Below are 13,652 nucleotides of genomic sequence, written 5' to 3' on the forward strand. Positions count from 1 at the left end.
TAAAGGGAAGGGAAATTTCCCTGCTTATATTCTGAAATCTCTACATTTTATGTAGGGATTTTTCCAATAGTTTTTTAGCAGAAGCAACTGCATCCGATAATGATTAATAAAATAAATAATACAACTAATAAAGCAAATCCTCCAGCGAAACCGCAGCCTTCGCCGCAACTACCACCATATCCCATAATAATAGTGCACCCTTTAGATCAGAGGGTAAAACTAGGGTTCATTCCATACGTTTAATGGGTTCACTTTACCTTATGTTTTGAAGAATGGATTGAGCAGGTCCTTTTGAAAATAAAGAAAAGACACCCAAAGGTGCCTTTTCCAAAATGCTGGAGATACCCCATGCCCATCAAGCGAAGTTAAAATCATATCCTCAAAATAAAAAAACGCTATGCTTATCGTAAGAAGTTTATGAGAAAGGATGGTGTTTTTAATGAATCCTATTATTTCAAATGAGCTGAATCTTTTCGCACAAGAGCTACAATACTTTTTATCTTCAGTAGTCCTACAAGATATCGCCAAACAAGTTGGCTTTGTACAGCGATCTAGTAAGTATCAAGCGAACGAACTCATTGCCCTTTGCGTATGGATCAGTCAAGAAGTAGCCAGCGCATCACTTACACATTTGTGCAGTCAGTTAGAAGCTTCAACTGGAGTACTGATGAGATCAGAAGGATTTAATCAACGCTTTAATCCAGCAGCTGTCGCATTTCTTCGAGAAGTCTTTACTTCTCTTCTCACACAAAAACTCTGTTCAAATCACTCACTGTATTCACTTCGTTGGCAGATTGAAATTTTGTTTAAAACGTGGAAGTCATTTTTTGAAATTGATGAATGTAAAAACATTAAAAGAGAGCGCCTAGAGTGCCATTTATATGGACAACTAATCGGTATTCTCCTCTGTTCTTCTACGATGTTTCAAATGCGACAGTTTCTGCTTGAAAAAACAAATCAGGAGCTAAGTGAATACAAGGCGATTTATATGATTAAAGATTACTTTCCGTTACTGTTTCAAGCGATAGCCATTGGCACAAAACAACTTTTGAAAATTTTGCATCGTCTTTATCTATTGCTCAAAAAGAACGGTCGTAAATGTCATCGGTATAAAAAAATGACCGTCTTTGATATTCTAGGGATTGTGTATAAAACGACGGTGAAGCATAGACAAACTGCCTAGCGAAAAAATCAGATTTTAATAGGCTTCTTTAGTATGCCTACTTTTCTATCAATTGTTAGTTTTGAACCAAGGATCGTTTCATATCTAGTAAATTACTTGATTAGCTTGATGGGCATGTGCTGCTACCCCTTTTGCTAAATGTTTTTTTATGCCAAATAAAAAAGGTATCCTCCAATACTTTGAGGATACCTTTTTCATTTTTATTATCTCTGCTGTTTTCTACCTAATACGAGCAATCCAAAACTCATCATAATAAGAAGTGCTCCCATATATGGTTCCACAGGCATTTTCTGTCCTGTCTTCGGTAATTCTTTTTCAGGCTTCTCTGGATTCATTGTTCCAGGTTTCTCTGAATCCGTTGTTCCTGGTTTCTCTGAATCCATTGTTCCTGGTTTCTCTGGATCCGTTGTTTCTGGTTTCTCTGAATCCGTTGTTCCTGGTTTCTCTAAATCCATTGTTTCTGGTTTCTCTGGATCCGTTGTTCCTGGTTTCTCTGGATCCGTTGTTCCTGGTTTCTCTGGATCCGTCGTTTCTGGTTTCTCTGGATCCGTCGTTTCTGGTTTCTCTGGATCCGTCGTTTCTGGTTTCTCTGGATCCGTCGTTTCTGGTTTCTCTGGATCCGTCGTTTCTGGTTTTTCTGGATCCGTTGTTTCTGGTTTCTCTGGATCCGTTGTTTCTGGTTTCTCTGGATCCGTTGTTTCTGGTTTTTCTGGATCCGTTGTTTCTGGTTCTTCTGGACCTGGTGGTGCTAAAGAAGTCAATTTATTCAATACTTCTAATTGAACTGGACTTATCATTCCTTTTGTAATTTCAAATGGAATTGGATGAGTTAATTTTTCATAACCTTTTGGTGCTTCTACTTCTACAAGTGTGTAGTGACCTACAGATAAGTCTGAGACTTTCGCTTTTCCTTCTTTATCTGTTGCTACTTTCGTTACTACTTTGCCTTTTTCGTCATGAACTTCAAATACTGCTCCTGATAATACATTCTTACTTTCAGCAGCCATTTTTGTAATTTCTACTGAACCTTTATCTAACTGTTCATTCTCTACTTTTAGTGATAAAACTTCTGTCATACCTTTTTTGATTTCGAATGATACTGGCTCTGTTAGTTTTTTGTAGCCTGGTAAATTTTCTACTTCTACTAATTTGTAACTCCCTACAGATAGGTCTGAAATGTTTGCTTTTCCTTCTTTATCTGTTTTTACTTTCGTTACTACTTTTCCTTGTTCATCTTGCACTTCGAAAGTTACGCCCGCTAACACTGTTCCACTGTCTTTATCCACTTTTGTAACTTCTACATTACCTTTGTCTACCAATTCATTCTCTATTTTCAATGATAAGACTTTCGTCATACCTTTTGTAATTTCAAATGATACTGGTTTTTCTAGCTTTTTATAACCTGGTAAACTTTCTACCTCTACTAATTTGTAACTTCCTACAGATAGATCTGAAATGTTTGCTTTTCCTTCTTTATCTGTTGTCACTTTCGCTACTACTTTGCCTTGCTCATCTTGTACTTCGAAGACTACGCCTGCTAATGCTTTTTGACTATCTTTATCTACTTTTGTACTTTCTACTGAGCCTTTGTCTAACTGTTCATTCTCTACTTTCAATGATAAGACTTTTGTCATACCTTTTTTAATTTCGAATGATACTGGCTCTGTTAATTTTTTGTAGCCTGGTAAATTCTCTACTTCTACTAGTTTGTAACTTCCTACAGATAGATCTGAAATTTTCGCTTTTCCTTCTTTATCTGTTTTTACTTTCGTTACTACTTTTCCTTTTTCATCTTGCACTTCGAATGTTACGCCTTCTAATAACGCGCCACTTTCTTTGTCTACTTTTATAATTTCTACTGAACCTTTATCTACTAATTCGTTCTCTACTTTTAGTGATAAAACTTCTGTCATACCTTTTTTGATTTCAAACGATACTGGTTTCGCTAGTTTTTTATATCCTGGTAAGCTCTCTACCTCTACTAGCTTATATTTCCCTACTGATAAATCTGAAACGTTTGCTTTTCCTTCTTTATCTGTCGTTACTTTTGTTACTACTTTATCCTTTTCATCTTGCACTTCGAATGTTACGCCCGCTAATACTGCGCCACTTTCTTTATCCACTTTTGTAATCTCTACTGTTCCTTTATCTAACAGTTCGTTCTCTACTTTTAGTGATAAAACTTTCGTCATACCTTTTTTGATTTCAAATGATACTGGTTCTGTTAATTGTTTGTAACCTGGTAAGCTTTCTTTCTCTACTAATTTGTATTTTCCTACAGATAAATCTGCAATTGTTGCTTTTCCTTCTTTATCTGTTGTTACTGTCGTTACTACTTTTCCTTGTTCATCTTGTACTTCGAAGACTACGCCTGCTAATGCTTTTTGACTGTCTTTATCTACTTTTGTAATTTCTACGTTACCCTTGTCTAACATTTCATTTTCTACTGTTAAAGCAAGAGATTTTGTCATACCTTTTTCAATTTGGAAAGCAATCGGATCTACTAATTGCTTATATCCTTTTGGTGCTTTCACTTCTACTAGCTTATATGTTCCAACTGATAAATTAGTGACTTGTGCTTGTCCTTTTTTATCTGTCGTTATTTTAGCGACTACTTGTCCTGCTTCATCTTGAATATCAAATACTGCATCAGCTAAAGCATCTTTATTTTCTTTGTCTACTTTTGTAATTTCTACATTTCCTGTATCTACTAATTCATTTTCGACTGTTAGCTTTAATGCTGTTACTCTGCCCTTTTCAATTTCGAATGAAATTGGCTTTTCAAGTGGTTTGTATCCTACTGGTGTTCCTACTTCCACCAACTCATACTTTCCAATAGATAAATCTGAAACGTTTGCTTTTCCTTCTTTATCTGTTGTTACTTTTCTTACTACTTTTCCTTTTGAATCACGTACTTCAAATACAACATCTTTTAATGGTGCTTTACTATCTTTATCTATTTTTATTATCTCTACATTTCCAGTATCCATCATTTCATTTTCTACTTTTAATGATAGTATCTTGGTCATGCCCTTTGTAATTTCAAATGATACTGGTTTTTCTAGCTTTTTATAACCTGGTAAACTTTCTATCTCTACTAATTCATACTTGCCTACAGGTAAATCTGCAACATTTGCTTTTCCTTCTTTATCTGTTGTTACTTTTCTTACTACTTTTCCTTTTGAATCACGTACTTCAAATACAACATCTTTTAATGGTGCTTTACTATCTTTATCTATTTTTATTATCTCTACATTTCCAGTATCCATCATTTCATTTTCTACTTTTAATGATAGTATCTTGGTCATGCCCTTTGTAATTTCAAATGATACTGGTTTTTCTAGCTTTTTATAACCTGGTAAACTTTCTATCTCTACTAATTCATACTTGCCTACAGGTAAATCTGCAACATTTGCTTTTCCTTCTTTATCTGTCGTTACTTTTTTAACTTCGTTACCTTTTTCATCTTGGACAACGAACGTTACTCCCGCTAGCAGTGCTTTATTATCTTTGTCTATCTTTGTTATCTCTACATTCCCCGTATCTACCATTTCATTTTCTATTTTTAATGATAAGATCTCGGTCATGCCTTTTGTAATTTCAAACAATACTGGCTCTATTAATTTCTTATATCCTGGTAAGCTTTCTTTTTCTACTAATTTGTACTTTCCTACTGATAAATCTGAAATTGTTGCTTTTCCATCTTTATCTGTTGTTACTTCTTTTACTACTTTATCTTTTTCATCTTGTACTTCGAAGACTACACCTTTTAATACTTTCTGGCTGTCTTTATCTACTTTTGTAATTTCTATTGAACCTTTATCTAACTGTTCATTCTCTACTTTCAATGATAGGACTTTCGTCATACCTTTTGTAATTTCAAATGATACTGGTTCTTTTAGTTTCTTATAACCTGGTAAGCTTTTCGTCTCTACTAATTTGTACTTTCCTACTGAAAGATCTGAAACGTTCGCTTTTCCTTCTTTATCTGTTGTTACTTCTTTTACTACTTTATCTTTTTCATCTCGTACTTCGAAAACTACGCCTTTTAATGCTTTCTGGCTGTCTTTATCTATTTTTGTAATTTCTACTGAACCTTTATCTAACTGTTCATTCTCTACTTTCAATGATAGGACTTTCGTCATACCTTTTGTAATTTCAAACGATACTGGCTCTGTTAGTTTCTTGTAACCTAGTAAGCTTTTCGTCTCTACTAATTTGTACTTTCCTACTGAAAGATCTGAAACGTTTGCCATTCCTTCTTTATCCGTCGTTACTTTTTTTACTACTTCACCTTTCTCATCTTGAACTTCAAATTCGACACCCGCTAATACTGAACCGTTTTCTTTGTCCACCTTTGTAATTTCTACATTACCTTTGTCTGTCATTGCATTTTTTACTGTTATTGGGAATATGCCGTCCCCTGTTACATTTACTTCGAACTCTGTTTCTTTTAATTGGTATCCTTCAGGCGCTTTCGTTTCTTTTAAAATATATTTCCCTGGCGCTAACGGTTTAGAGATTGCCTTACCATCTTTATCTGTAACAATATGCTCAACTACTACACTGTCTTTTACTATATCAAACTCTGCATTTGCTAATGGTTTTTCACCATTTTCCGAATCAATTTTCTTTAATTCGATTTGACCCTTTTGCAAAGTATTTTTGACTTCAATGGCTTTTGTTTCACCAGCTTGAAGCGTAACCTCTACTGGAATTGTTAATTTTTGATATCCTTCTGGTGCTACTGTTTCATAAATTTTATACGTCCCAGGAGCTAAAGTTTGAGGTATTGAAAAGCCGTTTTCGTCCGTTATCAGTTTTGCAACAACTTCATTTGCACTATTTCGAACTTCAAATTCAGCACCTTTCAACCCTTTGTTCGGATTCTCAGCATCTATTTTATGAATCGATACTGTACCTTCTTTTGGAGCTTCAGGCGGCGTAACAATTACTTCTTTCGATGTTAATGTTTTATCATCAAAATGTAATTCCGCTTTATTAGGAATCTTCTTATCTACGTAAGAAGATAAATCTGCATTAGCTTTAATTTTCGCCTTAATGCTGAGGTTAATTACCTGGTCTTCATATGACTTATAGTCAAAATTCTCACCAAACGCAAATGTTACTTCACTTCTTTGTTTATCTATATTTAACGTTCCTTTAGAAGTAATATCTTGACCATTTTGATCATATACTTTTGCCTCTAATACTTCTAAAACATCTTCTAAATCATCACTAATTACCATTGACGTATAATTAGGTGAATTTTTCGGTATATGTGTACCAACTTGGTATTGAATAGCTTGATCCATTTGTGTTAACTGCTGATTCTCTACAAGCTTACCATTCTCATCTACTATATTTTTTTCAATGCTAGGTGGATTATCGTCACCTGAACCGGTTCCTCCCCCACCACTTACGAATACTTCTCCCACTTTTTCTTCAGTTACAATATTTTTACCTTCTAATTTCACTGTATTTTTATGAGGCTTTGCAGCAGGATTAGTAATCTTTGTTTTATATCTTAAAATATAACCTTTTGAGCTGTCTGGAAATTCAATTGTAAATCCAGTTTTCATTGCATTAATTTTAATTTTAGATAAATCTGCTGGCTTAACATTTGTTGGTGCATAGCCATCTTCAAATACAGCCTCTTCTAATACTAAACTATTTGTAATTAATTCATGCCCAGGTCCTAATGTGTCTGTTAATTTAAGATCTTGCATTTCTGTTCCAGTTGCATTTACATATACCGTCCAGTCTGCAATTGAAGGGTCTTCCTGATTATAAGAACCCCATTTCAATAGATTATCTGTATTGGGCTGTGGCTTCGGTCTCTCTGTCGTATTATTTACACTTACTTCTTTATTTACGATTTGACCATCAACGTTAAATTCTAATGGGATTTTTTTAATACCATCATATGCTTCTAGACCAAAATAAAATTCTACGAATAAAGAACCTTTAATGTTATTCTTTCCTTCTACGTAATCACCCATAGTACATGTCAATAGACCCTTTTTCATCTCACATGTACCAACTGTTTTTCCTTCAGCATCTTTTAAAGGAAAACTCATATTCATAAGATCTTTTCTGAATTCTTTTGGCATATCAATTGTGAATTGATCTCCACTTTTTATTTTTTCTTTAGCTGACCACTTCACTTCTACTTTCATACCATCTGAGGCTTGATATGGTTCAGACGTTGTACCATCAGTACGGGAGATATTAATCTCGTCCACTGGATTTTTTATCACAGCGGCTTGAATAACTGGAGCCCACACATTTAGTACTGAAAATAATACTAGAAAAACTAATGAAACCATCGAAATATGCCTTTTAGTACTTTTCATTTGCATAATCCCCTCCTATTTTTTATATTTATATAACAAAAAAAAGACCGTCCGGTTGCATCAAAAATGTGCAACCAGACGATCTTAGTAACCAATATGTATTACCGTAGACTCTAAGCTTTGCGGCCTATCCTTTCGAATAGTGTGCTAAAAATATTTTTTATTCTTTTTTTGTTTCATTTTCCTCTTAAACCAAATATTACTATACCGTCTGGACGGTTATAATTCAATACTCTGTAAAATTGTTCTATTTTTCTAATAAAAAAAATAATTCACCAGTGCATTAAATAAGCAATGGTGAATTATTTTACATTATATAGTTCGTATATTCTATTTATATGAATTATAAATAAGAGCTTGAATCACTTTTTCTCTTAATTCAGGGCTTAGTCTTCCAACCCCTAAATATTCCGAATACCATAATCCATCTGCCGCTAATCTAATAATTGTGGCACAAACTGAATCTATCTCATCATTTTCTATTTTATTTTGCAGTTGCTGAAATGATTGTTGTAACGGTTCAAGTAATTCAGGTTTTAGCATTAATGCTGCCATCATACTACTCCCCAGCTCTTCTACTCTTCTCTCATTACTTAATCTTTCCTCTACAAAAGAACGTACCCACCTTCCTTTCTTCTCTAAGTCTTCCGCAACTTTATTGTGAATAGCGTCTTGATACTCCTCCGTCCCTTTGAGTATCATGCCCTCTATTAAAGCTTCTTTAGTTGAAAAGTGATACAACAATCCACCTTTACTTATCCCCGCCTCTTTTGCTACCGCTTCTAAAGTTAACTTAGCAACCCCTTTACATTGCACAATTTGAGAAGCGGCTGCTAAAATCTTTTGCCTTGTTATACTTATACTCATTCCTTTTTAACCCCCCCATTTCTACTAAATTTATATAAATGCGTATCTTATTTTTAATATTGCTGAGTAACAATAAATATTTTCTTTATACAACAAAGGCTCCATTACCTTTGAATTTTTCGTTGCTTCTTCTATTAAAAATTTCCATATCATTCAATATGATAACATTAAACACTCAAAGTTGACTATACATCTATACTTTTATATTCATTGAAAATATATCCATAAACACGAAATGTATAAAAATTAATTATCCTTATATATATAATCTGTAATTTAAAGAGGTTTATATTTTCATAAAAATAAAGTGGAATTTTATAAGGATGATTCCATTGAAAAAATTTTCTATTAGTTATTTAATATGCTTACTGGTTTTTTCTATCATTGTGAACGTTTTACAGTATACACTAGTTCCAAATTATGCTGACTCTCATTCACCTCGCTTTTCCTTCCACATATATTATTCATTATTTTCACATAAAAAAATAGCCCTCTATGCTAAAACATAGAGGGCGGAATTTCTATATAAAAACCTATAACTTATCCTAAAGTGCCTCCCCTAAACAGAACATCTAAACTATCTATGCCCTATATTCTTTAGGGGATAGGTGGTTATTAGAAAGTAGTGTCTTCTTTTTTATAATATTCTTTTGAAATCTCTTCATAAAATGCAGCTGATGTCGTGTAGAAATAAGGTACTAACCATAAGAAACCGATTCCTAAAGTAAGAATACTTAAAATGAACCAACCTAAGAAGCTTAAGCATAGTAAAAAGTAATCCATTTTATGTCCATTCATCATACGACGACTTTCAGTAATCGCTTGATTCGCTGTATATTCTGGATGATCATTCAAAATAAAATATGTCATAGAATAAGAAAATGATTTAATAATACCTGGAATAATAAGAAGTAATGTCCATAGAATCAAGTACACATTCATTAGTAAATATGTTAAAAACGATTTCATAAACTTACTTCCATCGTTAAACCATCTAAATATATGACCGATACGAGCATTAGTCCCACGAATTACATTTAAAACAAAATAAGAAGCACCCACTGTTAACGGACCGATAATAAACATTGCAATAATAGTTACTGTAAGTGACTCATTTGCTTCTTCCCAACCCCAAAACATTGAGAAAATACCTGTGGTTAGCATTTCAACAGCTCCAATAAGGATTCCGACTAATAAGGTTGCCCCTACCGCTAACCCCCATTTTCCTTTTAATGCATCAAGTGCTGCTCTTTTTAACTGACTTATCATATATAGCCTCCTAATACTTTTTCTATATTAGTATACCATTTATATGAAAAATCCCACAGATTTCCCTGAAATAGAAGTATACTACTTTTTCGATATATGTGCGCTGTAGCTGTACTAATATATGGATTAAGCCCCTCATTTTCCTATAACAAAAAAAGCCTGCCTTTCATAATAGGCAAGCTTTTTCAAGTTAATCTTCACTTAATCTCTTCTTATACCAATCCTGCATTCTCTTCGCATCTTCTACTCTCGTATGCTCTAATTTGTAATTCGATGATGCGTTAGAGAACTTATACGTACATAAATTTGCACGGCGCTGGAAATATGATTGTGTCTTTTCCATTGATTGGATGTGTCTTCTTCTAACAAGTCCTGTATATTTTCCGATGCTGCGATATACAAGCGTAATTTGCTCTCCGTTTACACTGTAACCATTCGTTTTAAATGTTGCGTATCCAAGTGTAAAGATGAGAATCGCGAGCGGAATTAATGCCCACATGATGAAGTGCTTTTCAGAGTATATACTTATTCCAATAAGCGGGATTGCTAGCATTGCGAAGAATATAAAACTATCAATTAAGTAACGACGTAATGCTGCTTTTGGTAATGAAATAATGTTTGTATTCAGTTCGTATGGTAATTGTAAATGTGCAAGTAACTGTTGTACGCGATCTTTTCGAATGATAGGATGCAGTGTAACTTTTTCTTTCTCGTCACCCAGTCCTTTACTTTGAATGACTTCTACTTGCACAGCACAATAACCGAATGGCTGACGTAAAATACTTTCTTTTATCGTAATACCTTGAATACGATGTAACTTTAGGACGAGTTCTTTTTTCTCAAGTAATCCTTGCGAAATGCGGACTTCATCATTTCTTCGATTCACTGTGAAATCTCCATGTTTTAACGCGTAACCAATTGTCGATATGATCCACGAAAGGACGATCAAAATGACTATCATGAAAATCCAGCCATATATATCATGTTCCATTACATACGACTTTACGCCATTCTCTATCCATTTCGGAATGTACTCATCTACTTGATGATACACGAAAAAGATTAATGAGAATAATAGTCCAAACTGACCAGATGTAACAGATGCTAATAAAATTTCTTTCCAAGTTAATTTGTATTCTGTCGCTTGTTTTTCTTCTGTAACGATTTCTTTTTCGACTACTTTTTCTGATGTATCTTCTGCTTTCACTTCTGGAGTTGGCTCATTTAGCATTGCAATAAGCTCTGTTGCCTCTTCTACTGTAATACCAGCTAAGCTAACTTCTGCATCATCGCCTCCGCCAGCTGTTTCAATCTGAATTTTCTTTAAGCCAAGCATTTGATATAACACGTTAGAACTTGTGTTAATCGTTTGAACACGTTCTTTATTTAAATAGCTCTCCTTCTTCACAAAGAGCCCTTGTTTCACATGCAATACGTTATTTTCAACCCAATATATTGTGTAATACCATTTTTCAAATGCTGAAAAAACGGTAAGTAAACCGAATGCAGCAGGAATTAAATACCAAAACGGGAATTTTCCGTTTAAGCTAAACATGAAAATAATGAGTGGTATAAAGTCTGTTATTTTTAATTCTAATAACATCGTGATTGGATGCTGCCTCTTATACATCCTCATCACTCACTTTCGCTAATTCTGCGATTTTCGTTTTCAACATTTCTGCTTCATACATCGTTAAGCCTGGGATGCTGTGAGAAGTTGCCGCTGTAGAAATATGTAATTCTGCTAAACCATATTTTCTCATAATCGGTCCTTGTTCAATTGTCACGTGCTGCACACGAATCATCGGTACTAATACGCGCTTTACGACGAAAAGACCATGCTGAATTTCAAGTTCTTCTTCATTTAGTTGATAGCTATAATAACGCTGACGAAGTTTCGGGAATACGAAGTACTCCAATGGCGCTAGTGCAACCGTTAACCCAATTAACACGTACAAAATCCATGCCCACCAATCAAACTTTATCATGAGGAAAAGGTAAGCTAAAATGACAAGAATACCGATCCCTTCTTCAATTACAGCACGAACTTTCCACACCTTGACCATGTCAGGGTGAATTTCATTTTTCAATGGATCCATGTAACCACTCCAAATCTAGTAATCTAATATATGAATACTCTCAATCTATATTTTACATAACTTTACATAAAATTGAAATTTAATCTTCTTTCTTCTCAGGAATAAAATATCCGAACCAAAGTAGCCAAATGAAACCGATTAGCTTCATCCAACTTCCATCCGCTTGAAAAGCTTCTATCATGCCTGGAATTTTATACACTCCAATGAACCCAAGAAAACCGAGCCACCAGTTTTTTTGCATTTTCACTTTTATTCCTCCTTCATTACGTTTTTCACATTTTGAATCCAAATTTCTTTATACTTTAACTGGAATCCCATCAGCATGTAATTACTCATATTATCGATCACAAGCGCTAACGTATGAGCATTTTCTTCCGTTGCATGTTGTGAAACAACGTCAAGTTCTACACCTTTCTTCAATAAATCGTGGAAACCATTTAAGAAATCTTCTTGTATTTCAAATAAGCGTTTCTGATACTTTTCATTTCGCGATGCAGTTACGATAAATTCATTTATAACACGTAATATTCCTTCTTGACCTTCATACTCAGAGAGCATATGTAAACCATCGGCAATTAACTTTTCTGCAAATTTTTCTTTCGTATATTTTTCTTTATCGAAATAACTAACGAAATGATAACCAGAAAAAATCTCTTCAAATAAAAAATCAACTAACGCTTCTTTAGAAGAAAAATGATAATAAATAGCCGGTTTTGAAATACCTACCTCTTTCGCAATCATGGAAAGGCTCATCTTCTCAATACCGTGCTCTGCCATGAGTTTAAATGATGCCTCGACAATGTTTTGCGATGTTTGTAAATTCTTTGTCATACTGTACCTCACTTATTTTTACTTACCGGTCGGTAAGTAAATTATAAAATGAAACGAAATGATTTGCAAGTTAGTTAGCGCTTCAGGAGGAATTTATTGGTAAATGCAGAAAAGTATAAAGTAAAAGCAACATATAACAATAAGGAGGATATTCCTATGGGACTTGGCGGTAAAGGTGGTAGTGGTGGCACTGGCGGCGGTGATGCTGGACAAGGTGGTAAAAGCGGATTTCCATTCATCGTTGTACTCTTCATCGTATTGATTATTGCCGGAGTTAGCTATATCGGCATTAACTTCTAAAAAAAGCATCCTAAATTACACATTTAGGATGCTTTCTTTTTAATTTCTATTAAGTAGTCGCATACGATAACAATTCATCGTCACTTCTCCGAGTCTTTGCAGTAATTGATAGTTCGCATATGCGCCAACCGGGGCACCGATTATTGGTACGAGCTGAAGCATTTTTGCTAAATCGATATAGTCTCGGTACTCTGTTTGGAACTTTTCCCAGTCCATATGATTTTCTTCTTCTGTATCCCACGTTTCGATTGCTTTCCATATTTCTTTTCGGTGATCGTCACTTGAAAAGGCAAGTTGAAAAACGTGAAGGATAAAAAGGCGCTCCTCTTTGTTACTCGTATCAAATCCGTACAATGTTGCGGCATCGAATAAAAATTTAATTTTAATGCCGAGTAAAAGCGGAAAATCAGCAAGGCCAAGGAGAATACCGCCAGCTCCCGTCCCTGCTCCTTCTGCCGCTGCTATTTTTTTGTACTCATCCATTTTTTTACGTACTTCGTCGTCTCTTCTTTGCAATGACCAGTTCGTCTCTTTTAATTTCGGCTTTATAAAGTTTGATCCGGCACTAATTGTTTGCACCATCATCCGAATCGTTTCCGTTAATACTTTTTGCACTTTCGCCGGAATAAGCTGTTGTACTTTCGTCTGCACTTTCTTAGAGAACCGCGTCATCATAGAAGAATCTTTCATGAATGTAGCTTTCCACTGCTCCAATTCTTTTATAACCTTCTCTTCGTATGTAATCAT

11 protein-coding genes and 1 riboswitch are annotated in these 13,652 nt (G+C 34.5%); of the genes, 2 read left to right on the top strand and 9 right to left on the bottom strand.

Annotated elements, in window-relative coordinates; translation table 11 throughout:
* Positions 1 to 74: 74 nt before the first annotated feature.
* Entirely contained in the window at positions 75 to 185 is a 111-nt protein-coding gene (locus tag MNO09_RS25535; protein WP_000540371.1) for a YjcZ family sporulation protein, read from the bottom strand.
* A 254-nt stretch (positions 186 to 439) separates the two neighbouring features.
* Here MNO09_RS25535 and MNO09_RS25540 point away from each other — a divergent pair, with 254 nt between their 5' ends.
* Complete coding sequence (locus tag MNO09_RS25540; protein WP_001068148.1) at positions 440 to 1,183, top strand: IS4 family transposase; 744 nt, start codon at positions 440 to 442, stop codon at positions 1,181 to 1,183.
* A 203-nt stretch (positions 1,184 to 1,386) separates the two neighbouring features.
* Here the strand turns inward: MNO09_RS25540 and MNO09_RS25545 are convergent, their stop codons facing one another.
* The 7 genes from MNO09_RS25545 to MNO09_RS25575 all read right to left on the bottom strand — a co-directional run bounded on the left by MNO09_RS25545 (position 1,387) and on the right by MNO09_RS25575 (position 12,605).
* The gene (locus MNO09_RS25545) at positions 1,387 to 7,545 is read right to left on the bottom strand and encodes a SpaA isopeptide-forming pilin-related protein (RefSeq protein WP_241950064.1); all 6,159 of its coding nucleotides are present in this window, start codon (positions 7,543 to 7,545) and stop codon (positions 1,387 to 1,389) included.
* Between the two features lie 60 nt (positions 7,546 to 7,605).
* Positions 7,606 to 7,698, bottom strand: a riboswitch (cyclic di-GMP riboswitch).
* 171 nt (positions 7,699 to 7,869) lie between these two features.
* Positions 7,870 to 8,406: a TetR/AcrR family transcriptional regulator gene (locus MNO09_RS25550; RefSeq protein ID WP_000028006.1), complete on the bottom strand. Its 537-nt coding sequence runs from the start codon at positions 8,404 to 8,406 to the stop codon at positions 7,870 to 7,872.
* A gap of 615 nt (positions 8,407 to 9,021) precedes the next feature.
* Positions 9,022 to 9,675, bottom strand: a complete 654-nt coding sequence (locus MNO09_RS25555; protein WP_000625389.1) for a DUF975 family protein — start codon at positions 9,673 to 9,675, stop codon at positions 9,022 to 9,024.
* Positions 9,676 to 9,865: 190 nt separating this feature from the next.
* A complete protein-coding gene (locus tag MNO09_RS25560) occupies positions 9,866 to 11,305 on the bottom strand; it encodes a PH domain-containing protein (RefSeq protein WP_000278210.1) in 1,440 nt (479 codons plus the stop codon).
* Entirely contained in the window at positions 11,298 to 11,774 is a 477-nt protein-coding gene (locus tag MNO09_RS25565) for a PH domain-containing protein (RefSeq protein WP_000371354.1), read from the bottom strand. The genes MNO09_RS25560 and MNO09_RS25565 overlap by 8 nt, the downstream gene beginning before the upstream one ends.
* A 79-nt stretch (positions 11,775 to 11,853) precedes the next feature.
* Positions 11,854 to 12,021 carry a hypothetical protein gene (locus tag MNO09_RS25570; RefSeq protein ID WP_000783815.1) on the bottom strand — a complete coding sequence of 56 codons (168 nt, stop codon included), beginning with the start codon at positions 12,019 to 12,021 and terminating at the stop codon, positions 11,854 to 11,856.
* 2 nt (positions 12,022 to 12,023) lie between these two features.
* Positions 12,024 to 12,605, bottom strand: coding sequence for a TetR/AcrR family transcriptional regulator (locus tag MNO09_RS25575; RefSeq protein ID WP_000164847.1), 582 nt, complete (start codon positions 12,603 to 12,605; stop codon positions 12,024 to 12,026).
* Between the two features lie 156 nt (positions 12,606 to 12,761).
* On the opposite strand from MNO09_RS25575, the gene MNO09_RS25580 reads away from it, so the two are divergent.
* Positions 12,762 to 12,905: a YjcZ family sporulation protein gene (locus tag MNO09_RS25580; protein ID WP_078182943.1), complete on the top strand. Its 144-nt coding sequence runs from the start codon at positions 12,762 to 12,764 to the stop codon at positions 12,903 to 12,905.
* 39 nt (positions 12,906 to 12,944) lie between these two features.
* Here the strand turns inward: MNO09_RS25580 and ecsC are convergent, their stop codons facing one another.
* Positions 12,945 to 13,652 (bottom strand): ecs operon protein EcsC, encoded by a 708-nt coding sequence (ecsC, locus tag MNO09_RS25585; protein WP_000634133.1) that lies wholly within the window; start codon positions 13,650 to 13,652, stop codon positions 12,945 to 12,947.

Origin of the sequence: Bacillus sp. N5-665 (genome assembly GCF_022637375.2) — a bacterium.
Lineage (GTDB): Bacteria > Bacillota > Bacilli > Bacillales > Bacillaceae_G > Bacillus_A > Bacillus_A wiedmannii.

Excerpts from the sequence above, each read along its gene's own strand:
- MNO09_RS25535 (WP_000540371.1), bottom strand. The coding sequence starts at position 185 with ATGGGATATGGTGGTAGTTGCGGCGAAGGCTGCGGTTTCGCTGGAGGA.
- MNO09_RS25540 (WP_001068148.1), top strand. The coding sequence starts at position 440 with ATGAATCCTATTATTTCAAATGAGCTGAATCTTTTCGCACAAGAGCTA.
- MNO09_RS25545 (WP_241950064.1), bottom strand. The coding sequence starts at position 7,545 with ATGCAAATGAAAAGTACTAAAAGGCATATTTCGATGGTTTCATTAGTT.
- MNO09_RS25550 (WP_000028006.1), bottom strand. The coding sequence starts at position 8,406 with ATGAGTATAAGTATAACAAGGCAAAAGATTTTAGCAGCCGCTTCTCAA.
- MNO09_RS25555 (WP_000625389.1), bottom strand. The coding sequence starts at position 9,675 with ATGATAAGTCAGTTAAAAAGAGCAGCACTTGATGCATTAAAAGGAAAA.
- MNO09_RS25560 (WP_000278210.1), bottom strand. The coding sequence starts at position 11,305 with ATGTATAAGAGGCAGCATCCAATCACGATGTTATTAGAATTAAAAATA.
- MNO09_RS25565 (WP_000371354.1), bottom strand. The coding sequence starts at position 11,774 with ATGGATCCATTGAAAAATGAAATTCACCCTGACATGGTCAAGGTGTGG.
- MNO09_RS25575 (WP_000164847.1), bottom strand. The coding sequence starts at position 12,605 with ATGACAAAGAATTTACAAACATCGCAAAACATTGTCGAGGCATCATTT.
- MNO09_RS25580 (WP_078182943.1), top strand. The coding sequence starts at position 12,762 with ATGGGACTTGGCGGTAAAGGTGGTAGTGGTGGCACTGGCGGCGGTGAT.
- ecsC (WP_000634133.1), bottom strand. The coding sequence starts at position 13,652 with ATGATTACATACGAAGAGAAGGTTATAAAAGAATTGGAGCAGTGGAAA.